The following is a 23369-nucleotide window of genomic DNA, read 5'->3' as shown; positions in this document are numbered from 1 at the left end:
ATACCCTTAACAATTAGGTCTTTAGCTTGTTTAATGGAGTCGTAAATACATGGATGTAGAAGTCTGTCGCCTTAGTAATGGTTTGACGATTGCCACACATACAATGCAACAGATTGATAGTGTCGCACTCGGAATATGGGTTAAAGTGGGCTCACGCAATGAAACCTTCGCACAGCATGGTATCGCCCACCTGCTTGAACATATGGCTTTTAAAGGAACCGAAAACCGTACCGCTTTTCAAATTGCAACTGATATTGAAGATGTTGGTGGTGAAATCAATGCCACAACAAGTATTGAAACAACAGCTTACTTTGCACGTGTCCTTAAAAGCGATATCCCACTTGCTATCGACATTTTAGCCGATATTTTGATGCATTCAAAATTTGACGAAGACGAACTAGAACGAGAAAAACAAGTCATTTTTCAGGAAATTGGTGCCGCCCATGACACACCTGATGATATTGTTTTTGATCACTTTACAGAAACAGCCTTTCGTCATCAATCCCTTGGTCGTTCTATTTTAGGAACAGCTAAAACTATTCAATCATTTACATCTGCTGATCTTCATGATTTCATCAATAAACAATATAGTGCAGACCGTATGGTTGTCGTTGCGGCAGGCGCTGTAAAACATGAAAGCTTTTTAAAAGAAGTTGAAAGCCGTCTTGGCACTTTTCGCCCCTATTCAACCGCCTCTCTTCCTAATCTTGCAAATTATGTTGGTGGCGACTTTCGTGAATATCGCGATTTAATGGATACGCAAGTTATTCTAGGATTTGAAGGGCGTGCCTATCACGCGCGTGATTTTTATGCAACCCAAATTCTTTCAATCATTCTTGGTGGAGGCATGTCCTCACGTCTTTTTCAAGAAGTAAGAGAAAAACGTGGATTATGCTATTCTATTTATGCTTTTCATTGGGGATTTTCAGATACCGGACTTTTTGGTGTTCATGCAGCGACTGGACAAGAAGGGCTCAAAAAACTTCTGCCTGTGATTCTTGATGAACTTTCCAAAGCAAGCAAAAACATTCACACTAACGAACTCCAACGAGCACAAACGCAATATCGTGCTAATCTCATAATGTCACAGGAAAATCCTTCTAGTCAAGCACATCTTATTGCTCGCCAAATACTTCTTTACGGTCGTCCCATTCCAATATCGGAAACAATTGAACGCCTCAATCTCATCACACCTACAAGATTAACTGATTTAGCACATCGCCTTTTTACAAATTGCACGCCAACGCTTACTGCTGTCGGACCTGTAGGCCCCCTTATGAATTTTGATGACTTAACATCAGCTCTTTCATATAAGCTAAAGTAAAAAACTGTTTTTTAAAAAAGAAGCATCACAATGAGTATGAATGTATTCAATCATAAAGATTTAGCATTAAAACTCTTTTCATTAAATAAGTTTTGGAAATATTGGGCAAAGAGGCGTACAAAACTATCCAATTCCTCCTTCATGTGATAGAGATTCTAATAAGTAAAGTTTATATCCATAAAATTTAGAAAATCATGGTATAATTTTACACTTCTAAAATATAAAATCCCATTCGCTTCAAATTTCATGGAAGCAAATGGATACATGGTCTATTTATATATAAAATCATATAACTTTAAGAGGAAGTGATCACAATTTATTCTATAAATAAATGATAAAAGGTGGACGTTTTTTCTCAAAAATCTAAATGAAAATTAAACATCCTGAAATATTGAGAGTGGGACATTGTGAAGAGTTTGCGTAAAATAATTGACATCATTTTCATTATCGTCGTTAGTTCTTTTGTCCATCTTACATCAGCGCATGCTATTGAACCTGTTAAAATTTCTTCTCAGGATGCTGCTCTTGATCTCTCAAAAGCAATTGAGATTCATCATACAAACAATTCTATTTTTCAAACAAGCACAGCACCAGGACCAGATGGCATTGTATGGCGTATTGAAGTGCAGGCAAAAAGTGAAAAGTTTTCCGGAAACTGGGCAGTTTTTTCTCTTGCAAATCCAACAGATGAACAAGTCGATCGTCTCATCGTTGCACCTCATTACCGCATGGCGCACTCTGGATTTTTTTGGCCAGACCTTGGATCAGAACGGATTCAATCTATAACACCAAGTGAAGGTTTTTCCCTCGATCGTCAGCCGAGTATGAACTCTGATATCTTTCATATTACTCTCAATCCGGGTGCTGTTGTTACATTTGTAGCCGAACTTAACTCTGAAAATCTACCGCAAATCTATTTATGGCAACCTGAAGCTTATAAGGACGCCATTAATTCTTATACACTTTATCACGGTATTCTTCTTGGGATATCAGGTCTCTTAGCGCTTTTGTTAACCGTTCTCTTTGTTGTCCGTGGGACAGGGCTGTTTCCTGCAACAGCTGCTGTCGCTTGGGCAGTGCTTTTTTATATTGGTATTGACTTTAACTTTTTAAATAAATTCTTTGCAGTTACACTCACAACACAACCAATCTGGCGTGCAGGTACAGAAGTAGCACTTGCTGCAACACTCTTCATTTTTCTTTTTACCTATCTCAATCTTAATCGCTGGCATTATCATTTTAGTTATGGTGCTATCGCCTGGATTATTGCCTTTTGCAGTTTAGGAGCCTTTGCTATTTATGATCCAGTCAGAGCAGCAGGAATTGCCCGTCTATCATTTGGCCTTACCACTGTGCTGGGTATACTGTTAATCATTTATTTTTCAATCCGAAGTTATGACCGCGCCATTATGCTTATCCCAACATGGTTGCTTATTAGCTTTTGGTGTGTGGGAGCCTATGCCTGCATAGCAGGACATTTAAACAATGATATTATCCAGCCAGCATTAGCAGGAGGATTAGTGCTCATTGTTCTTCTCATTAGCTTTACTGTTCTACAACAAACTTTTTCTAATGACGCTTTCCATGAAGGAATATTTTCCGACCTTGAACAACAAGTTCTCGCAGCAAAAGGAGCTGGAAATATTATTTGGGATTGGAATATTGAGCGTGATCGTATTGTTGTTCATCCAAATATGAAAACCCTTTTTGGTACTGAAATTCACAACCTTAATGGAACGATGCGCAACTGGATTTCAGCTTTGCATTATGATGATCGTGAACGCTTCCAAGCCGTATTGGATATTATTCTTAAAAATAAAAAAGGGCGAATTGATCAAATTTTTCGGCTTTCTTCTGGTGGTGGTTATTATCATTGGTTTTCTCTTCGCGCACGTCCAGCAATGCAAAAAGACGGGAAAATCACACGTGTCATTGGAACCATTGTCAATATTACAAACCATAAAAAATCTGAAGAACGCTTATTGCATGATGCGATACACGACAGCTTAACTGGCCTTCCTAACCAACAAATTTTCTTTGACAGGCTACAAAATTATACCTCTTTGGCGAAAGCAAATATTAAAATTAGACCGACCGTCTTTATGATTGATTTTGATAATTTTCGCCAAATTAATCGTAAATTAGGCATAGCCGTTGGAGATACTGTACTTCTTATCATCGCCCGTCGTTTAAATCGTCTTATTAACTTTCAAGATACCTTATCGCGCCTTTCAGCAGACCGTTTTGCAATTATTTTACTCAGTGAGACTGAACCACAAAGGATTGCAGCGTTTGCAGATAATTTGCACAAAACAATTTCATCACCTATTTCACTTTCAGAAAACAAAATAATCCTTTCAACGTCTATCGGATTGGTTACATGGAGTGAAAGCCGATCAACGGCTAAAGATATTTTTAATGATAGTGAGCTAGCAATGATTCGTGCAAAACAAATGGGGGGAAATCATATTGAACCTTTTCGCCCTAATTTTCGCACTTTGGGTCTCGAGCAGAATATTCTGGAAAAAGATATTCATTATGCCATAAAACGTCATGAGATGAAAATTCTCTACCATCCTATTCTTAATTTATCAGACGGACATATTATTGGTTTTGAAACAATTGTGGAATGGCATCATCCAACTTATGGAAAATTAAATGTCTCTGATTTCATAAAGATCGTAGAAAACGAACAAATCGTTATGGATTTGTCACAATTTATCATCGATAATGCTATTATCGATCTTATAAATGTAGAAGAAAAATTTTCCCAACAATCTTTCTTTATTTCAATTAATTTACCAAGTGCAGAGATGATTCATCCTCGCTTTATCAGTCAATTGCGTGCTGCTCTGCTTCGCCATCCACTCCACAAAGGGCGCTTGATGATTGAAATATCTGAATTTGTCTTAAGAAATAATCCTGAACAATCAGCACACTTTCTCGAACAAATTAAAACACTTGGAATGAATCTCGCACTCGATAATTTTGGAACAGGTTATTCATCACTGACCTATCTTGTGCGTTATCCATTTGATATGGTTAAACTTGATCGTTCACTTATCTCAATTGATTCTCTCAAGAAGAAAATCGTTCTCAAATCTATCATTAATATGGCAACAGATCTTAACTTACAAATTATCGCAGAAGGCGTTGAAAATGAAAAAGAAGCAATCTTCCTCCGTCAAGAAGGCTGTAAATATGTTCAAAGCACACTTGTGACGAAACCAATTGCTATAGAAGAGTTAATCACTCTCGTTCAAAACCATTTCCCTTATAAGCCAACATATTGATTTATAATAATAAGTTATCATTATTTAACTTGAATTAAAACTCTGAATACCATAAAATTCTCTTATTTCAAAATTGCTCTCATGTTGAATCAATCAAAACCATTTGCTTCTACATCACAAGTAGGGAGAGCCTGGGTAGATAAATAACTATTAAAAAAGGGAGAAAATGCCTTTTCATGAATCATCTTAACTGCCAAACGCTATCGCAACATTGAGAGCTGACAAATATAACGATAGTGCCCAGCTTGTTACTTTACTGGCATAAAATGGGGACAATGATTTTACCATAAGATCACTCATAAATGCCATCGCGGAATGAACTTGGGCATACTAGGGGATATTTCCTTAAAATAAAAACATAAGGGATAGCATAACGTATAAAGTTAAAAAGCTCAGAAAAAACTCTACGCGTGTCCCATTTCAGAAGCAAGATAGATTGGATCAATCCCCATGCGTGTTAAACTTTTATCATACTTGCAACTTAAATCACTTTCAAAAAGAAAACTCGGTGATGTCGAACTGATTAACCAACCGTTTGTAGAAATTTCTGCCTCAAGTTGCCCCGCTTTCCATCCAGCATAACCTAATGCTACCAGTGCATGTTGTGGACCTTGTTCACAACTGATCGCTTTTAGTATATCAATTGTCGCCGTAAAACAAACCTTATCTGCAATAAAAACAGTTTCTTCACAAGCATAATCATCTGAATGAAGGACAAAACCACGCGAAGGATCAACAGGACCACCATAACGAACTGGAAATTGTTTTATTGGTTCAGAAAGCTGTTTTTTTTGTCCACTATCTATCACACCAAGGTGAAGCAAAAGCTCTGGAAAATCAATATGATGTAATTTATTGAGTATAATGCCCATCGCCCCAGCATCAGAATGCGCGCAAATATAAATAACAGAACGAATAAAGCGTTTGTCATTCATTCCAGGCATTGCTATGAGCAATTGTCCACCTAAAAAGCCATTACACTGCTTCATTAATCTGTTATTCTCCATAATTTACATGATAAAAGTTCGTCCATTTAATACACTAGGAAAATAAAACTCCAATGAAAAAAAGTCACATATTTACAAATTTAAAAAATATCGCAACTTTCTTTTATAAAAAGCTTTTCGTTACTTTAAGCTTAACATTCATAGTTTTAGAATTACTTAACATTTCTGTAAATGCTCAAACAGAAGAAAAACCCAAGCTTCTCTCAACCTCTTGGTATGAATCAGAGGGTGGTCGTATTCGATTAGCAATCACTGAACCTTCTCTTTCTGAAGTGAGAGAAGGCTTTATTGAAATTGTGCTCAAACCAGGATGGAAAACGTACTGGCGTAATCCTGGTAATTCAGGAATGGCACCCTTTTTTAACTTCAACCAACAAGTTTCTTATGAAATTTTTTACCCTACTCCACAGCTTTTTGAAACAGAAAATGATTGGTCATTAGGCTATAAAGATAAAGTGGTATTGTCCTTTAATCTATCTTCTTCAAGCAAAAATTTAAGCGGTACTTTCACTCTTGGATTATGCCATAAAATCTGTCTTCCTTTGACTGTTAACTTTGATTTTTTGTCATCTGCTCTTCAAAACAAATCTCTGCCCATCTCCTTGTTAAAAAATGCTCAAGATTCTTTACCGCACATGACTCAAAATGCCCTAAAAATAAGTGCCGAAAAAAATAATAATACCCTCCTGATAAAAATACAAAATAACAATAAAACCATGCCTTGCTCTCTCTTTTTAGATGGAGGAGAAATGCAAATTGGAGTAGCAAAAAAAATCAGTGAAAATGCAGAATATACACTCTTTAGCGCTCCACTCTATTTCGTACCAGAAGAAACAAACCATAAAATTTTTTATACAATTTCTTTTAAAGATCACGCCTTAAGTGGAACATTTATATTCCATACGCAATCAAAACCTCTTGCTATCCCATGATAAAAGAGAAAAGTTTCTCAAACAACAATTATTCTGGAAAACGTTCATTTTTGCGATATTGCGCAATTGCTTTGCGAGCAAGAGCATCAGCACGTTCATTCTCTGGATGGCCTGCATGCCCTTTTACCCAGTGCCATCTGACTGTATGACAAGAACAAGCATCCTCAAGAGCTTGCCATAGCTCCATATTTTTTACAGGCCTTTTTGATGCGGTACGCCAATTATTCGTTTTCCAATCTTCAATCCATTTAGATATACCGTTACGCACATAAACTGAGTCTGTATAAAGATCGACCAAACAGGGCTCTTTAAGCGCCTTTAATGCACAAATTGCGGCCATAAGTTCCATTTGATTGTTTGTTGTATGAGCCTTACCACCATAAATCTCACGTTCATGACCATTCCAGCGTAAAATTGCCCCCCAGCCTCCAACTCCAGGGTTTCCTGAGCAAGCACCATCTGTATAAATTTCAACGACTTTTTGTTGACTAGCCATAAAATTTAAAAACCTAATTCACTTATCGAATTTACGTTACTGAAAAAACACAGCTTGTACCAATACTCCCATGGATCTTTCTTAATAACAAAGCTACCAGGCGGTGTATTAAACCAATCATAAAGACGTGTGAGTAAAAAACGTAAAGACGCACCGCGAGTCAATAAAACAATCTTTTCCAATTCTAAAGGAACCAAGGGTCTTATTTTTTGATAATTTTCCAATAATTTACGTGCTTTGTTAAGATTATAGGAATGATCAGGTTCAAAGCACCAAGCATTTAAACAAATCGCTAAATCATAAGAAAGAAAGTCATTACAAGCAAAATAGAAGTCTATTATACCAGAAAGACGATGATTCACAAAAAAGACGTTATCATTAAATAAATCTGCATGAATAATGCCTGTTGGTAAATTGAATGGCCAATTTTCTTGTAAAAAAGCCAATTCTGACTCAATTTTTTGTCCAAACTCTTTTAACAATGTATCTTCTGTGATTTGGCAACGTTGCCATAACACCTGCCAGTCCATAATAGAAAGCGTATTTTTACGACTAAGTGTAAAATCCTGTCCTGCTAAATGCAATTGCGCTAACCCCATACCTACTTCGCCACAATGGCCTATATCAGGCTGTCGGACCCACTTTCCTTCCAGAAAGGTAATAATAGCAGCAGGACGTCCTGCTAGTTCACCGATCATCGTTCCATCATTTTGAATAACGGGTTGCGGACAAGGAATTCCACGCTGACCCAAATGCTGCATCAAGCGACAAAAAAAAGGTAAATCATCTTTTGAAATACGCTTTTCATAAAGTGTTAAAATAAACCGCCCTTGTGTTGTCTCCAGCATAAAATTAGAATTTTCAATCCCTTCCTCTATCCCTTGATAAGACAAAAGTGATCCTATTGCGTAACGTGTTAAAAATGTTTTTAAATCACTTGGATGAATATCTGTATAAACGGCCATTATTCTGCTTTCGTTGTAGAAAGGTCTGTATTTTTATTTTCATTTTTTACATTATTTGTTTGACCATTCACAAATGCCATATCTTGAGGTGTTAAAATGACGTCACGTAATTCACGACTTACTAAAAATCTTTCCGTTTCTACCACTGTTTCAGCTAATTCTATAGTCACATCATAACGCGCACGAAACGCTGAAATAATTTCATCAATAATAATTTCAGGTGCCGAAGCCCCTGCTGAAAGGCTAACAACAGAAAGAGCTTTTAGGTTTTCAAAATTAATTTCATCAGCGCGCTGAACTAAAATGGCTTGCCGCGCACCGGACTTTTCGGCAACCTCTACCAAACGTCGTGAATTAGAAGAATTTGGTGCTCCAACAATCAAAAACAAATCACTCCCCTTTGCTGCTGCCTTAACCGCATCTTGTCGATTCGTTGTAGCATAGCAAATTGACTCAGCCGCTGGGGCTACTAATGTAGGAAAACGTTGTTGTAATACATTGAGAATTCCTGCTGTATCTTCAACAGAAAGCGTTGTTTGTGTAACAAATCCTAATTTATCTGGATCACTTGGTTGATAATGCAAAGCATCTTCTATCGTTTCAATAAGCGTTACAGCCCCATCTTCAAGTTGTCCCATTGTCCCAATAACCTCGGGATGACCAGCATGACCAATTAATATCACATGACGACCATGACGTTGATGCCGTATCGCTTGTTTATGAACTTTAGAAACCAATGGACATGTTGCATCGAGATAAAACAAATTATAACGTTGTGCCTCTTCTGAGACAGATTTTGGTACACCATGGGCAGAAAAAACTACCGGTTGACCACGATGTTCCTCTGGAATCTCATCAAGCTCTTCAACAAAAACAGCTCCCCTTTGCTGTAATCCCTCAACCACATAGCGGTTGTGTACAATTTCATGACGAACATATACAGGAGCACTATACTTTTTTAAAGCAAGGAGAACTATCTGGATAGCACGATCAACCCCCGCACAAAATCCACGTGGACCACAAAGACGTATCGTTAAAGGGGGAAATCCAGACATACATCATCCTTCATCTCTATAGCTTTAGTCTCATATTTAAACAAGCTATCATTATATATGAATAAGCAATGTTTAAAAAAATGTGCAATATCATTTTTTGCATAAGAACACACTCTACAGTGAGTGTCTTTTTACAGCATTTTCTTGTAAAAAAGCTTTTTTAAAATTTACTTTTTCATTTTATTTTCCTAAAGGTCGATAAAATGCCAAACGAGAGATTCAATTAAAAGAGCTCCAAAGATCGCAGCCAAATAAAGTAATGAAAAGAAAAACGTCTTTTTGGCCATCAAAATGGTTTTGTCATGTGTATCAGTTTTCCACAAACGATAAGCATAATAAATAAAAATAATGCCTAAAATTGTCGAAAAGATACCATAAAAAATTCCGCCAAGACCGGTAAAATATGGGGCAGTGGCACATAGTACCATCAAAATAGTGTAAAATAAGATCTGTTTTTTTGTTGCGTATTCACCTCGTACATTAGGCATCATCGGAATACCTGCAGCTTCATAATCAAGAGATGAAAAGAGAGAAAGAGCCCAAAAATGAGGGGGGGTCCACATAAAAATAATTAAAAATAATAAAAAACTATCAAAACTTACTGTCCCTGTTGTTACAGCCCATCCAATCATTGGTGGAAAAGCTCCAGAAGCACCACCAATAACAATATTTTGGGGTGTAATGCGCTTTAACCAGATTGTATAGATAACGACATAAAAGAAAATTGTAAACGCAAGAAGAAATGCCGCAAACCAATTAATGAAGCTTCCCATAACCAAAACTGAAAGAAGAGACAAAATCATGCCAAAAATAAATGCCTTTTGGGAGCTGATTTTACCCATAGGGATAGGGCGTTTTTTGGTTCGTTCCATCACGGCATCAATGTCAGCATCATACCACATATTCAGTGCTCCCGCACCGCCGCCGCCAGCAGCAATACATAAAATTGCTAAAAAACCATACCACGGATTAATGGGAAGGGGAGACACCATTAAACCAACTAGCGCCGTAAAGACCACAAGTGACATAACACGTGGCTTTAATAATGTGATATAATCACCAATACTGGACTTTGGTGGTATTGATTTACCATTCGCAACCGATAACTCTCCTGAAACAAACATTCCACTCAAAACCCTTTTCCATTTTTATCATTCACAAACAAATATTATTTGGCAAATACTATCTTACTATCTAGCGTATGAGAATGACCCATTAAGACCAATCGTATTTTTGAGAAAAGAAAATATAGCATACCCCTTCTTGTACGCATCCCCTAAAAATAGATAGAAATATTTGCAACAAAAATACATTTTTTCAATCGACATTTTCTCTTACATTACAAATTTATCATAAAAATGTATCTTACCAAACATCATAAAGCCATGCTTAAAATTTATCTCCTATAAAATGCTCTTTCTTCTCATTTTTCTTTATTTCTTGCATAGAGCTGGCTATATTTGGTAAATGCTATTTTTGTGTTATAGGTTTTATGTGGGGAATTCATTTTTTATGCAAATCTATGCATGATTGTGTATATGTTGAATCGAATAGGATTTTCTGTGATACTTTATAAATTACTCAAAAAAGTTTTTTTTATTGGTGCTGTTCTTCACACACTTTTTAGTAGTTTGGTCAATCATGCTTTTGCACAAACGCCCTATGTGCAAAATGTTCCCGCTCCACAAACATATGGTGCATGGACAAAAGTTTGTGCTCTACCACCAGGAACACCTAATATGCAGTGTGAAGTTGTACAAAACATTCATACACAAGGTCGTCATGATATTACCTTGCGCGTTACGTTTTATAAACTTCCTCAAAAGCAAGGGGCTTTAATGCGTGTTTTTGTCCCAATTCGCGTTGAATTACGTCCTGGCGTTGGAATTAAAATTGACGGTAAAAATATGGGACGAATGGAATATCGTCGTTGTCTTGGTGATAATTGTGTTGCTGAAGCTTTTCTTAAAGAGGATATATTACAACTCTTTTTAAAAGGAAAAATGGCAACCTATTTTGTCTTTACAACCCCTGAACAAGGAATTGGGGGCCTCGTTGACCTACATGGTCTTGGCGATGCCTATGCAACTTTACCTACATGAACGAAATCAACGCACATGGGATAATTAAAATCTCCTCATCTATTTTGAGAACTTCTTAAATTAGATCAATAAAAAATCTTCTAACCCCCCAATAAAAATAGGATAACTCTTATGAAATCGCTGATTGATCATTTTGATATTGCTTCCTCTAAAGTACAATCACTTGTACAGGAAGCACTTCATTATGCGGATGATGGCGAACTTTACCTTGAGTATAAAGAAAGCGAAACCCTTTTATTTGATAATGGACAACTTAAAAACGGCTCTTTCCATCAAGATATGGGGTTTGGTCTGCGTGTCGTTGCTGGAGAAGCGACTGGATATGCACATTCTAGTGAATTATCAGCTGCTGCACTCAACCGCGCTTGTGAAGCAGCTAAAGCTGTTACCTATAATAATCACGCTGGACCTTATAGCATAGCTCCTCAACAAACAAATAGAAGACTTTATCAACCGCATAATCCCCTTGATGCTCCATCCTTTGAAGAAAAAAGTGCTCTTTTGCAAAAAATTGATGCTTATTTACGAGCAAAAAATGATAAATTGCATCAAGTGACTGTTGCTCTTTCTGGTTCACTACAACATGTCGAAATTTTACGGGCGGACGGGTATCTGGTTCGTGATGTGCGTCCTCTTGTACGGCTTTCTATATCTGTGGTTGCTGCCGAAGGTAATCGACGTGAAAATGGCTTTTATGGATGTGGAGGACGACAAGCATTTAATCAATTTATTTGTGAAGACAATTGGAAACAAGCCGCGGATGAAGCCTTACGTATGGCTTTAATAAATTTAGAAGCAGAAGCAGCACCTGCAGGAACATTTGATGTTGTCTTAGCTAATGGATGGCCTGGTGTTATGCTTCATGAAGCCGTAGGTCACGGTTTAGAAGGCGACTTTAACCGCAAAAAAACATCTGCTTTTGCTGGACTTTTAGGACAACAAGTTGCCGCAAAAGGTGTGACAGTTGTTGATGATGGAACAATTCCTCATTGCCGAGGCTCTCTAACTATTGATGATGAGGGGACCCCTTCAGGATATAACGTTCTCATTGAAGATGGAAAACTCGTTGGTTTTATGCAAGATAGGCTTAATGCACGACTTATGGGAAGTAAATCAACAGGAAATGGACGGCGTGAATCCTATGCTTATGCCCCAATGCCACGAATGACCAATACAATCATGCTAGGAGGCGATAAAACACCTGAAGAAATCATTTCTTCCCTTAAAAGTGGTATCTATGCTGTTTCATTTGGCGGAGGACAAGTGGATATTACTTCTGGAAAATTCGTCTTTGAATGTACTGAAGCATACCGCGTAGAAAATGGTAAAATTGGTGCACCAATCAAAGGTGCAACTCTTATTGGAAATGGACCGGATGCTATGAAACGTATCACTATGATTGGAAATGATAGTAAACTGGATAATGGTATTGGTATGTGCGGAAAAGCAGGGCAAAATGTTCCTGTTGGTGTTGGGCAACCTCATCTGCGAATCAATAATATGACAATCGGTGGAACTGCGCTTTAAGAATAAGTTTACTCATTTCTGCCCAATACTGCCCTCTTCCCATCTATTCAAACGATTTATGAGGGAGGATGCTTTTTATATGCAATGCGTTGATTTTAAAGATAATCTAACGTCATTCAACTTGAATAAGAACCTTTATACCGTAGGATTCTCTTATTTTAGATCTGTATATGTTGAATCAATCAAAACCATTGGTTTGTACGCTACAAACGGAGAGATCCGTGTAGAGTAAAGCTGTGCAAGAAAGATATGCCACTCATAAACCGTCTCAAATGTAAAGGCTGTCACAATATTGGGGGATGGCAAATATAATGGTGGTGCTGGCTTGTTCAGATATCCCCTCAAATATACCTTTTTTTGTAATATGCTCATCTTTTATGGGGTAACACTGTCTTTTATATTTCATAATCAAAAAGTCTCAAATAAGCAGGATTCCTATATTCAGTGCTCTTAACTCAATAAAAAAATTATTATTGTAGATAAATTTTGAAGAGATTTTTATAATAATATGAAAATAAGCTTTTTTTAGAATCTTCATAGCGTTAAAAAAAATTTTAAGCTAAAGCTTCCAACCTTTCTTCTTTTTCTTTTTGCTCAAAACAGCAACAATTTCAACATGGGATGACCATAAAAATTGATCAATGGGTGTGACTTTTTCTACTTCATATCCCCCTGAAATAAGAAGAGATAAATCACGTGCAAATGTAGTAGGATTACACGAAATTGCCACTATACGGGGTATTGTTGCCTTCGCCAGTTCACGGACTTGTTCTTCTGCTCCTGCACGAGGAGGATCAAAAACAATACTCTCAAAACACTCAAGTTCTTTTACAGAAAGTGGATAGCGAAAAAGATCGCGCTTTTCACAAGTGACTGTTTTTAAACCTGTTGAAAAACGGGCTGCTGAACTCAAATTTTCTAATGCACTCTCATTATTTTCTACCGCATGAACATTCATCTTTTTTGCCATACGCAAGGTAAATGTTCCTACCCCTGAAAACAAATCAAGAGCATTCTTTGTTTTTTTAAAATGAGTCAAAATAATATTGCCCATTATATTTTCGGCTTCACAGGTTGCTTGAAGAAAACCACCAGAAGGAAATTCGACACGGACATCTCCAAAGTAAATAACTGGTTTTTCTCGTTCAATCAAAATTTCACCGTCAACAGATAAGCGTGTAATCCCACAGGCAAGAGCTGCATTGATCATTTTCTGACGAAGTGATTCATGGTTTACAACGCAACCGCTTAAAGCAACATCTACGCCATTTTCAACGCATGTTATCGTAACATGAAACCGTTTGACAGAACTGCTTAGAAAAGCACAGAGCTCTCTAATATTATGCAACTGAGTAATAAGCTCTGGACGACTTACTAGACATTCCTCAATAGCTACAATCTCATGAGAAAGATAACGGTTAAAACCAACTTTTTGACCTTGTGGGGTCATGGATGCTGTTAGGGTTATCCGTCGTCGGCTATAGGGTTTACATTCTATTAAAGGTGCAACCACACTATTAATTCCATAGCTTTTAAGCGCATCAACAACCAATTGTCGTTTCCATACACGATAAGCATCAGCGCGCCAATGCTGAAGGGCACACCCTCCACATTCTCCAAAATGCTGACAAAGAGCATCAATGCGTTCTGGTGATTTTTGTTTTAATGCTATATATGTTGCATATTTTCCATGAACAATAATTTCTGCACACTCTCCTGGCAAAGTAAAAGGAACATCAACAAAGCCGTATGGCGTCTTAGCAGCACCGTAACCATTTGCTCCTATATGGTCGATTATGACATTGTCACTCACTGTTGCTTTTCTCCGAATAGTAAATATTCTACATTGCCATCACCACCAGTAATAGGGGAAGGAAGTAAATCTTTTGCACGCCACCCTGTTTGAGTATTTAACCAGACAAAAAGCTCTTCAGCGGTTTCTTTAGCTCTTGATGGATCTAATATTCCTCCCTTACCAAGGTGTTTACGACCAACCTCAAACTGAGGCTTGACCAATAAAACAGCTTGAGTTCCCTTTTTGGCTAAAGACAAAACGGGAGGCAATGCAAGTCTGAGAGAAATAAAGCTAACGTCTGAAACAATAAGATCAATTTCCCGCCCGCCTAAATGTTGCTGTTGAAGATCTCTAACATTCAAGCCTTCTAATAAGGTTATAGCGCTATTGCCCAATAAACGTTTATCAAATTGGTGATGCCCAACCTCAACAGCAATAACATGTGCTGCTCCACGTTCTAAGAGAACTTGTGTAAAACCACCTGTTGATGCACCAACATCAATGGCTGTCACTTTATCCGTTACGATCGGAAATGCATCAAGTGCTGCAATCAATTTTAATGCTGCCCGTGAAACATAATTCTGTGCTGGATCACAAACGACAATCTCTGCATTATCAAAAAAGGTTTGCCCTGCTTTAAAAATGACTTCACCATTAACTTTAACAGTTTGACGCATAATAGCATCACGTGCACGGGAACGTGTCGTAAAAAAATTTTTTTCAACTAAAAGAATATCGAGCCTTTTTTTAAAAGCCATCTCATACTCGAGTTTTTATCTTGTTAAAATCTCGCGCCCCAAAGCTGTCAACACCGTATTGACAATACCCATAGCATCAAGCCCAATTGTTGAGAGAACTTTTTCTGGTGAGCCATGATTCAAATATTCATCAGGGAGTTTTAGTGTACGAATTTTTAAGCCATGCTCTAAGAGCTCTTCTTGTGCTAAAAATTGTAATAGATGCGCTCCAAATCCACCGATTGCCCCTTCTTCAATGGTCACTAATACTTCATGCTCACGTGCTAAACGACGCATCAAATCCTTATCCAAAGGTTTTGCAAACCGTGCATCTGCAACCGTCGTCGATAACCCTTTAGCTCCCAACATATCAGCAGCTCGCAACACTTCTGACATCCGTGTTCCAAAACACACCAAGGCGATTCTATTTCCTTCACGCAGAATACGTCCTTTGCCAATCTCTAATAGCTCACCACGTTGCGGTAAATCTATACCAATGCCTTCACCGCGTGGATAACGAAAAGAAATAGGGCCCTGATCATAAGCTGCAGCTGTACGCACCATATGCATCAGTTCAAGTTCATCTGAAGGCGCCATAACAACAAACTCAGGAAGTGTCGCTAAAAAAACAATATCAAAACTTCCAGCATGTGTTGCCCCATCTGCCCCCACAAAACCGGCTCTATCAATAGCAAAACGTACCGGTAATTTTTGAATTGATACATCATGAATAATTTGATCATAAGCACGCTGTAAAAAAGTAGAATAAACTGCAACAAAAGGTTTATATCCTTCACAAGCAAGTCCGGCCGCAAAAGTTACAGCATGTTGCTCAGCAATTCCAACATCAAACATCTTTTTAGGAAATTTTTCTGCGAAAGCATCAAGGCCTGTTCCTGTCGGCATCGCTGCTGTTATGCCAACAATCTTATCATCATGGCAAGCTTCTTCTATTAAAGCTTTAGAAAATACCTTGGTATAGGATAAAATATTACTTGATGCTTTAACCTGTCTTCCTGTCGTGACATCAAAACGGTTAACACCATGATATTTATCAGATGAGGCTTCTGCAGGTGGATATCCCTTTCCTTTATGCGTTACAACATGCACCAAAACAGGACCATTAGGATATTGGCGAACATTTTTTAAAACAGGCAATAAATGCCCCAAATTGTGCCCATCTATGGGGCCAACATAATAAAAGCCAAGCTCATCAAATAACGTTCCCCCAACCAAAAGTCCACGCGCAAACTCCTCTGAACGACGTGCCTTATCCAAAAAAAACTTTGGCAACTTTTCGCTCAACACCTTTACGCGTTCACGCAAATGACGATATGAAGGACGAGAGACTAATCGCGCAAGATGCGCACTCATAGCACCTGTAGGCGGTGCGATAGACATATCGTTATCATTTAAAACGACAATCAAGCGTGCATCCAAAGCGCCAGCGTTATTCATGGCTTCATAAGCCATACCCGCAGACATTGCACCATCCCCAATAACAGCAATGATATTGCGTTTTGTCTCTGCTTTCAAAGCACTTGCTACCGCCATGCCAAGCCCCGCCGAAATAGAAGTCGATGAATGCCCCGCTCCAAATGGATCATACACACTTTCTGAACGTTTTGTGAAGCCTGATAGGCCCCCCTCTTGACGTAATGTGCGAATTTTTTTTCTACGTCCTGTTAAAATTTTGTGCGGATAGGTTTGATGACCAACATCCCAAATAATCCTATCCTCTGGTGTATTAAAAATATAATGTAACGCAACTGTAAGCTCAACAACACCAAGTCCCGCCCCAAGATGACCACCTGTTACAGAAACCGCATCAATTGTTTCCCTCCGCAACTCATCAGCTAATTGTACCAGATCGGACTCAGGTAATGCCCGCAAATCTTGCGGAAAACAAACACGGTCAAGCAATGGTGTTAAGACCTGAGACAAAAAAAATCCTTCCTATTATCTTAACTCAAAAGATAAGCAACAATAAAAATATGTCTTTTCTACTCTTTTATCGAACATTTTACATCTTTTTTACTAAAAAATACTCTTCTTTCTTTGAGATGATTGATGATCTTTCCTATTTTTTACTTATTTTATAAAAAATTAATAAAATTTACTCTCTATCAACGAAGATTATTGCATTTCTTAAGCCCCACAATAAATATCCAAAAATATTTAATATTACTGCGCATCAAGTGGTTCTACTCCTTCTGGAGAACCTTCCTGTGAAAGCTGAATTTTTTCAACTTTGGCTTCAGCGACTTTCAAGAGTTTCTCACAATGTTTTTTAAGCGCTTCACCACGTTCATAAATATCGATAGATTGTTCCAAAGGTACATCGCCGCGTTCTAAGTTTTCAACGATAACTTCAAGTTGCTTAAGCGCTTGCTCAAAGCTTAAGGCTGTAATATCCCCCTCTTGTATCTCTTTTTTCATATGAACCTCAAAAAATATCTGTTCTAGATATACGAATTCCAAAACCTTCTAAATCTACATAATGATGCTCTTTAGAAGCATAAACAATAACAGAACCTATTCCTAAATATTTTAAAATTTGTGATCCTAAACCAATTTTGCGCCATTCTTCTTCGCGTTCAATCGCCTGCACATGCCTTTCTAAACTGTCTCTTGCCATGTTTTGAATGCCAATCGTTGATTGTATAACAGATCCTTCACGCAAATAAACAAATACGCCACGTTTTTCTTTTTCCATCATACGCTGCATCATCACCATGATATCTGAAGATTGACAAAAAACGTCGTTTATAATGTTTTCATGATGTAAATACACAGGAATACCCTCACCCTCACGGATATCACCAAAAATAATCGCAATATGCTGAACAGCTTCCCAAGGGAGTTGATAACTTTGAATAATAGCCGGACCTACAGGTGTTTCAATCGGCATTTCTCCAACATGCTTGATCAATATTTCTTTACGCTGTCGGTAAGCAATTAAATCTGCAACCGTTATGATATGCAACCGATGTTCTTGTGCAAATTTTATAATCTGATCGCCATGTTTAACGCTTCCATCATCATTGACTAACTCACCAATAACACCAACCGGTGCTAAACCAACCAATTTACATAAATCAACAGCAGCTTCCGTATGGCCTGAACGCATGAGAACCCCCCCTTCATGCGCAATCAAAGGAAAAACATGCCCTGGACGAACAAAATCATCCGCACTTGCATTCGAATTTGCAAGATTACGCACCGCTAATGTACGATCATGCGCTGAAATTCCTGTTGTTATGCCGTGTTTAAAATCAATAGTCACAGTAAATTGCGTCCCATGTACAGAGTTATTATCTCGTACCATAGGAGCAAGATTAAACCGTTGCGCTTCTTCTTTTGGCATGGGAGCACAAACAATACCCGTTGTATGACGAAGAATAAATGCCATCTTTTCTTCTGTACAATGGGTTGCAGCAACCGTTAAATCACCTTCATTTTCACGGTCATTATCATCTGTCACCACAACAATTTCACCACGTTCAAAAGCTTTAAGCGCAGAAATAATTTTCTCTTCATTATACGCCATTATTCACCTTCTCAATCACCCGATTTGACCGCGATGTCTTAAATAATGGTCAGCAAGTGCACAAGCAACCATCGCTTCACCAACAGGAACGGCACGAATCCCAACACATGGATCATGACGTCCCTTCGTTATAACATCTACATCATGACCATCAACATCAATAGAGTGACGAGGTTTTAAAATTGATGAAGTAGGCTTTACAGCAAAACGTGCAATAATCGGCTGTCCACTCGATATTCCCCCTAAAATACCTCCAGCATGATTGGATAAAAAAAGTGGTTTTCCATCATTTCCCATCCGCATTTCATCGGCATTTTCTTCTCCTCTCAAGCGGGCTGCAGCAAAACCATCGCCAATTTCAACCCCTTTGACGGCATTAATTGACATAAGGTATGATGCAATGTCTTGATCAAGTTTTGCGTAAACAGGAGCTCCTAAACCTGCCGGAACATTTTCTGCAACAATCTCAATAACAGCACCAACAGATGTACCATCTTTACGGATTTTACGGATATAATCACTAAAAATTTGAACCATCTCTGCATCAGCTGTAAAAAAAGGATTATTCTCAACCTCTGACCAATCCCAACGATCACGATTAATATTATGAGGACCAATTGCTACCACGGCTCCTCGCACAACCAAACGAGGGACAACTTTACGGGCAAATGCACCAGCTGCAACACGCGCTGCTGTCTCACGTGCTGAAGCACGCCCTCCGCCTCGAAAATCACGAATACCATATTTAACATCATAAGTATAATCAGCGTGGCCAGGACGATATTGACGAGCAATTTCTCCATAATCTTGAGAGCGTTGATCCGTATTTCGAATCAATAGAGAAATTGGTGTGCCTGTTGTAACTAATGTTATTCCGTCTTCCTGAGCAATCACTCCTGAAAGGATTTCTACTTGATCTTGTTCTTGGCGCTGTGTTGTATACAAGGATTGCCCAGGTCTACGCTTATCGAGATAAGCTTGAATTTCTGCACGCGTAAAAATAATTCCGGGTGGACAACCATCAATGACACAACCAAGAGCAGTACCATGACTTTCACCCCATGTTGTTACACGAAATAAATGACCAAATGTATTATGCGACATCAAAAAAGACCCGTTTCTCTGTCAAATATACGCAACGACAATACCTCTTGAGCTATACAACAAAACAGTTCTTTATTCCCAAATATTCTTGGCTACTTTAAATTTGGTCAAATCACCGCTGTCCAATACAAATCCTATAAACCAAACTTATTCTTTAACAACGGAAATATCTGGTGCATCAACGGCTTTCATACCGATGATGTTATAACCTGAATCGACATGATGAACTTCACCGGTAACAGAACGAGACAAATCCGAAAGAAAATAAAGGGCAGAATCACCCACCTCTTCAATGGATACTGTACGACGTAAGGGCGCATTATATTCATTCCATTTTAGAATATAACGGAAATCACCAATACCTGAAGCCGCTAACGTTTTAATTGGTCCAGCAGATATCGCATTAACACGAATATTTTGGGGACCTAAATCTACCGCTAAATATTTCATGCTAGCCTCAAGAGCTGCTTTGGCAACCCCCATGACATTATAATTGGGAACAACTTTTTCCGCACCATAATAGGTTAGTGTTAAGATAGACCCACCATTTACCATCAACTTTTCTGCACGCTTTGCTAGAGCGGTTAGAGAATAAACAGAAATATTCATAGTCATCATAAAATTTGATTCGCTGATGTCAATATAACGGCCACTTAATTCATCTTTATCAGAAAAACCAATAGCATGAACTAAAAAATCAAGTCTGCCCCATTTCTTCTCTACAGCTCTAAAGACCATATCAATAGAGTTACTGTCAGAAACATCACAATGTCCACAAACAAACCCCTTTAATTCTTCAGCCAAAGGCTCAACGCGCTTTTTCATTGCCTCACCCTGGTAGGTAAAAGCAAGCTCTGCTCCTGCAGCACTCGCTGCTTTAGCGATTCCCCAAGCGATGGAGCGATTATTAGCCAACCCTAAGATTAAACCACGCTTACCATACAATAAACCATTACCTTCAGCCATCAGTACTGCCCCATTGTTACTTAAAATTAATATTATTCCTCTGCCTATGACACAGGTCAACTTTTTCTTCAAGTAATTGGTTTAAAATCAAACAAAAACTACGCTTTTATATCTGAAAATTTTAAAAACTAATCCCTTTGCGTTTGCAAAAATTGTTCTAACGCAGCATTTCCACCTTCCGGCAACATAACACGAACATGCACATAAAGATCATCTCTTGTACCATTTTTTAAACGAAGCCCTTTTCCTTTCAACCGCAAAACGCGATCAGAGCTTGACCAAGCAGGTATCGTTAAGACCACACATCCTTCCAATGTCTCAACTTCTTCTTTTGCTCCCAAAACAGCATGTTTAAGAGAAACTGGTAAATCAAGATGGAGCGCCCTTCCTTCAACCCGAAAACGAGGATGTTTTTGAATCTGAATGGTTATCAACGCATCTCCTGCTTGCCCATGAGGGACCTCTTCTCCCTGACCTTTTAAACGAATAGTTTGCCCGTCTTCAATATAATCTGGAAGTTTAATTTTTAACTTTTTTCCATGAGGAAAGACAGCTTCCACTTTTTCTGCGCCAACCATCTGCTCTAATGTTATGGTAAGATTAGCACGAATATGAGCTCCTTGTTGAGGGCGATTATGATTATAGTGTGTGGAGTTTGAAAAGCTACCACCCCCTCCAAACAGATCGCGAAAAATATCACTCGCATCAAAACCTGCTCCCCCTGAAGAAGAAAAGTCAAATCCTTTTGCTCTTCCCGAAAAGGGATTTTGTTTATTGCTAAAATTTTCACCAGCACCATAGGCTTGATAAAGCGGTTTGCCTTCTATATCAATTTCACCGCGGTCAAATTGTGCTTTTTTATCTTTATCACCTATAATTTCGTAAGCTTGATTAATTTCAGCAAACTTCTCTTTAGCCTTTGCATCATCTTTATTATGGTCTGGGTGATACTTCTTTGCTAATCTTCTAAATGCTGATTTAATCTCTTGTGGTTTTGCGGTACGTGCCACACCCAAAATCGTGTAGGGATCACGCATATTGCCCTCTTTCCAATTTTTTCGTTTTCAAAATATCAACGGATATATTTCTTAATATTCCTCATAACTTCATCAGTCTATTCTAGAAAATAGTTTCTTCTTTTCTTTATATGTCTATCAAGAAACTAAAATACCAGATAAAATGAGATATTTATTTAATATAGCTCATTGTTGTCTATGCTAAAGATAAAAAATAATGAGAACATCATAAAAATACTCCTTAAAAACATATGAAAACATTGGCTTTTTGAAAATAAGAAAAAATGGTACTTTACTTCTTGATAAAAAATAAATGAGAAAATGCCTATGCTCACTGACATTTGGAGACACTATGAGCGATAAAATACCAACAGATGATCATTTTATGAAAATGCAAAAGCCTTTTGAACTTTTTGCAAAGTGGCTTGAAGAGGCAACGATAAGTGAAATAAATGATCCGAATGCTATGGCACTTGCAACAGTTGACGAAACAGGACTCCCTAATGTTCGGATGGTTCTCCTTAAAGACTATAATCCCCAGGGATTCGTCTTCTATACCAATTATGAAAGCCAAAAAGGAAAAGAAATTTTAAAATCAATGAAAGCATCTTTAGGATTTCATTGGAAATCGCTTCGTCGTCAGGTCAGAATAAGAGGAATTGTTGAAAAAGTCAGTCAGCAGGAAGCCGATGCTTATTTCCAATCGCGCCCCCGTGGGAGTCGAATTGGTGCATGGGCATCAAAACAATCTCAACCATTAGAAAATCGTTTTGTACTCGAAAAAGCCATTGCCCAATATACTGCGCGTTATCCTCTAGGCAAAATTCCACGACCACCTTACTGGTCTGGGTTTCGTGTTAAACCCCTTTCTATAGAGTTCTGGTGTGATCGCCCATTTCGTTTACATGATCGCTTACTTTTTACCCGCGATTGTGTTGAACACAATAATTGGAAACGACAAAAACTCTACCCTTAATCGTTCAAGTTTTATCGTTATAAGGTTTTTCCTCACGGTTAAACGATTATTTTCTATGTGCAAAATTCTAATAAAGAGATAATTTGTTTTATTTAAAGAAGAATTTTTATTTTTACAATAAACGTTGGTTGATAATGTTCTCCACCACTCGAAGAATGGTTAGCGATAAACTTCTTGAAGAGAAAATACTATCTTCAGAAAAACGATGATTTTACTTTTGTAACTTTTGATAAGAGAAACAGTAATATTCAAAGGAAACCTAGAATAATAAAATCATCATATATATTTTGATTCTGATGAATGAATAGAAAGTGCACTTTCAATTAAAAAGTTGTTCACTCCTCTTATAAGTCTATTTTTATTTCAATAAAATTTGACGAACTCGTTATTTCGAACCAGAAAAATCTGGAATAACAACCCTCAAATACAAACAAACTTTGAAAATTCAAAAGAATCATAAACTTTAAAATCAGTAAAAGTATCTTTGAATTTTCATACCTCTCCCCATTATCACAGAACATATG

General features: G+C 37.8%; 19 protein-coding genes. 6 read left to right on the top strand and 13 right to left on the bottom strand.

Annotation, left to right across the window (positions count from 1 at the left end):
* The first annotated feature begins 49 nt into the window (after positions 1–49).
* Both D1092_RS01380 and D1092_RS01375 read left to right on the top strand, forming a co-directional pair.
* The gene (locus D1092_RS01380) at positions 50–1324 is read left to right on the top strand and encodes a M16 family metallopeptidase (protein WP_120121856.1); all 1275 of its coding nucleotides are present in this window, start codon (positions 50–52) and stop codon (positions 1322–1324) included.
* A gap of 407 nt (positions 1325–1731) precedes the next feature.
* Entirely contained in the window at positions 1732–4617 is a 2886-nt protein-coding gene (locus D1092_RS01375; protein ID WP_120121855.1) for an EAL domain-containing protein, read from the top strand.
* A 404-nt stretch (positions 4618–5021) separates the two neighbouring features.
* Here D1092_RS01375 and D1092_RS01370 read toward each other — a convergent pair whose 3' ends face one another.
* Positions 5022–5606, bottom strand: coding sequence for a YqgE/AlgH family protein (locus D1092_RS01370; RefSeq protein ID WP_120121854.1), 585 nt, complete (start codon positions 5604–5606; stop codon positions 5022–5024).
* A 71-nt stretch (positions 5607–5677) separates the two neighbouring features.
* Between D1092_RS01370 and D1092_RS01365 the strand changes: the two genes are divergently transcribed.
* A complete protein-coding gene (locus tag D1092_RS01365) occupies positions 5678–6556 on the top strand; it encodes a protein-disulfide reductase DsbD domain-containing protein (protein WP_120121853.1) in 879 nt (292 codons plus the stop codon).
* 28 nt (positions 6557–6584) lie between these two features.
* Here the strand turns inward: D1092_RS01365 and rnhA are convergent, their stop codons facing one another.
* The 4 genes from rnhA to cyoE all read right to left on the bottom strand — a co-directional run bounded on the left by rnhA (position 6585) and on the right by cyoE (position 10196).
* Positions 6585–7052: a ribonuclease HI gene (gene rnhA / locus D1092_RS01360; protein WP_120121852.1), complete on the bottom strand. Its 468-nt coding sequence runs from the start codon at positions 7050–7052 to the stop codon at positions 6585–6587.
* A gap of 5 nt (positions 7053–7057) precedes the next feature.
* Positions 7058–8017: a homoserine kinase gene (locus tag D1092_RS01355; protein WP_120121851.1), complete on the bottom strand. Its 960-nt coding sequence runs from the start codon at positions 8015–8017 to the stop codon at positions 7058–7060.
* A complete protein-coding gene (gene ispH / locus D1092_RS01350; protein ID WP_120121850.1) occupies positions 8017–9072 on the bottom strand; it encodes a 4-hydroxy-3-methylbut-2-enyl diphosphate reductase in 1056 nt (351 codons plus the stop codon). The genes D1092_RS01355 and ispH overlap by 1 nt, the downstream gene beginning before the upstream one ends.
* Positions 9073–9260: 188 nt before the next feature.
* The gene (cyoE, locus tag D1092_RS01345; protein ID WP_120121849.1) at positions 9261–10196 is read right to left on the bottom strand and encodes a heme o synthase; all 936 of its coding nucleotides are present in this window, start codon (positions 10194–10196) and stop codon (positions 9261–9263) included.
* A gap of 414 nt (positions 10197–10610) precedes the next feature.
* On the opposite strand from cyoE, the gene D1092_RS01340 reads away from it, so the two are divergent.
* Together D1092_RS01340 and tldD are read left to right on the top strand one after the other, a co-directional pair.
* Complete coding sequence (locus D1092_RS01340) at positions 10611–11174, top strand: invasion associated locus B family protein (protein WP_120122744.1); 564 nt, start codon at positions 10611–10613, stop codon at positions 11172–11174.
* A gap of 111 nt (positions 11175–11285) precedes the next feature.
* A complete protein-coding gene (gene tldD, locus D1092_RS01335) occupies positions 11286–12701 on the top strand; it encodes a metalloprotease TldD (protein WP_120121848.1) in 1416 nt (471 codons plus the stop codon).
* Positions 12702–13260: 559 nt separating this feature from the next.
* Here tldD and D1092_RS01330 read toward each other — a convergent pair.
* The 8 genes from D1092_RS01330 to D1092_RS01295 form a co-directional block, all read right to left on the bottom strand.
* Complete coding sequence (locus tag D1092_RS01330; RefSeq protein ID WP_120121847.1) at positions 13261–14514, bottom strand: class I SAM-dependent RNA methyltransferase; 1254 nt, start codon at positions 14512–14514, stop codon at positions 13261–13263.
* Entirely contained in the window at positions 14511–15254 is a 744-nt protein-coding gene (locus tag D1092_RS01325) for a TlyA family RNA methyltransferase (protein ID WP_120121846.1), read from the bottom strand. The genes D1092_RS01330 and D1092_RS01325 overlap by 4 nt, the downstream gene beginning before the upstream one ends.
* Positions 15255–15269: 15 nt before the next feature.
* A complete protein-coding gene (gene dxs / locus D1092_RS01320; protein WP_120121845.1) occupies positions 15270–17177 on the bottom strand; it encodes a 1-deoxy-D-xylulose-5-phosphate synthase in 1908 nt (635 codons plus the stop codon).
* A gap of 240 nt (positions 17178–17417) precedes the next feature.
* A complete protein-coding gene (locus D1092_RS01315) occupies positions 17418–17672 on the bottom strand; it encodes an exodeoxyribonuclease VII small subunit (RefSeq protein WP_120121844.1) in 255 nt (84 codons plus the stop codon).
* Between the two features lie 7 nt (positions 17673–17679).
* Positions 17680–18783 carry a 3,4-dihydroxy-2-butanone-4-phosphate synthase gene (gene ribB, locus D1092_RS01310; RefSeq protein ID WP_120121843.1) on the bottom strand — a complete coding sequence of 368 codons (1104 nt, stop codon included), beginning with the start codon at positions 18781–18783 and terminating at the stop codon, positions 17680–17682.
* A gap of 15 nt (positions 18784–18798) precedes the next feature.
* Positions 18799–19887 carry a chorismate synthase gene (aroC, locus tag D1092_RS01305; protein ID WP_120121842.1) on the bottom strand — a complete coding sequence of 363 codons (1089 nt, stop codon included), beginning with the start codon at positions 19885–19887 and terminating at the stop codon, positions 18799–18801.
* Positions 19888–20034: 147 nt separating this feature from the next.
* Complete coding sequence (gene fabI / locus D1092_RS01300) at positions 20035–20853, bottom strand: enoyl-ACP reductase FabI (protein ID WP_120121841.1); 819 nt, start codon at positions 20851–20853, stop codon at positions 20035–20037.
* Positions 20854–20981: 128 nt separating this feature from the next.
* Positions 20982–21890 (bottom strand): DnaJ C-terminal domain-containing protein, encoded by a 909-nt coding sequence (locus tag D1092_RS01295; RefSeq protein WP_120121840.1) that lies wholly within the window; start codon positions 21888–21890, stop codon positions 20982–20984.
* 331 nt (positions 21891–22221) lie between these two features.
* Between D1092_RS01295 and pdxH the strand changes: the two genes are divergently transcribed.
* Positions 22222–22845 (top strand): pyridoxamine 5'-phosphate oxidase, encoded by a 624-nt coding sequence (pdxH, locus tag D1092_RS01290; RefSeq protein ID WP_120121839.1) that lies wholly within the window; start codon positions 22222–22224, stop codon positions 22843–22845.
* The last annotated feature ends 524 nt before the right edge of the window (positions 22846–23369 follow it).

This window comes from Bartonella krasnovii (assembly GCF_003606345.3).
Lineage (GTDB): Bacteria > Pseudomonadota > Alphaproteobacteria > Rhizobiales > Rhizobiaceae > Bartonella > Bartonella krasnovii.
Note: the sequence above shows the minus strand (reverse complement) of the source record. Positions and strands in the feature narration are given on the sequence as shown.

Bases quoted from the DNA above. Each gene is read 5' to 3' on its own strand.
- ribB (WP_120121843.1), bottom strand. From the start codon at position 18,783: ATGGCGTATAATGAAGAGAAAATTATTTCTGCGCTTAAAGCTTTTGAA.
- D1092_RS01295 (WP_120121840.1), bottom strand. From the start codon at position 21,890: ATGCGTGATCCCTACACGATTTTGGGTGTGGCACGTACCGCAAAACCA.
- D1092_RS01380 (WP_120121856.1), top strand. From the start codon at position 50: ATGGATGTAGAAGTCTGTCGCCTTAGTAATGGTTTGACGATTGCCACA.
- D1092_RS01340 (WP_120122744.1), top strand. From the start codon at position 10,611: ATGTTGAATCGAATAGGATTTTCTGTGATACTTTATAAATTACTCAAA.
- D1092_RS01315 (WP_120121844.1), bottom strand. From the start codon at position 17,672: ATGAAAAAAGAGATACAAGAGGGGGATATTACAGCCTTAAGCTTTGAG.
- D1092_RS01365 (WP_120121853.1), top strand. From the start codon at position 5,678: ATGAAAAAAAGTCACATATTTACAAATTTAAAAAATATCGCAACTTTC.
- pdxH (WP_120121839.1), top strand. From the start codon at position 22,222: ATGAGCGATAAAATACCAACAGATGATCATTTTATGAAAATGCAAAAG.
- D1092_RS01355 (WP_120121851.1), bottom strand. From the start codon at position 8,017: ATGGCCGTTTATACAGATATTCATCCAAGTGATTTAAAAACATTTTTA.
- cyoE (WP_120121849.1), bottom strand. From the start codon at position 10,196: ATGTTTGTTTCAGGAGAGTTATCGGTTGCGAATGGTAAATCAATACCA.
- fabI (WP_120121841.1), bottom strand. From the start codon at position 20,853: ATGGCTGAAGGTAATGGTTTATTGTATGGTAAGCGTGGTTTAATCTTA.
- rnhA (WP_120121852.1), bottom strand. From the start codon at position 7,052: ATGGCTAGTCAACAAAAAGTCGTTGAAATTTATACAGATGGTGCTTGC.
- ispH (WP_120121850.1), bottom strand. From the start codon at position 9,072: ATGTCTGGATTTCCCCCTTTAACGATACGTCTTTGTGGTCCACGTGGA.
- tldD (WP_120121848.1), top strand. From the start codon at position 11,286: ATGAAATCGCTGATTGATCATTTTGATATTGCTTCCTCTAAAGTACAA.
- aroC (WP_120121842.1), bottom strand. From the start codon at position 19,887: ATGTCGCATAATACATTTGGTCATTTATTTCGTGTAACAACATGGGGT.
- D1092_RS01370 (WP_120121854.1), bottom strand. From the start codon at position 5,606: ATGAAGCAGTGTAATGGCTTTTTAGGTGGACAATTGCTCATAGCAATG.
- D1092_RS01325 (WP_120121846.1), bottom strand. From the start codon at position 15,254: ATGGCTTTTAAAAAAAGGCTCGATATTCTTTTAGTTGAAAAAAATTTT.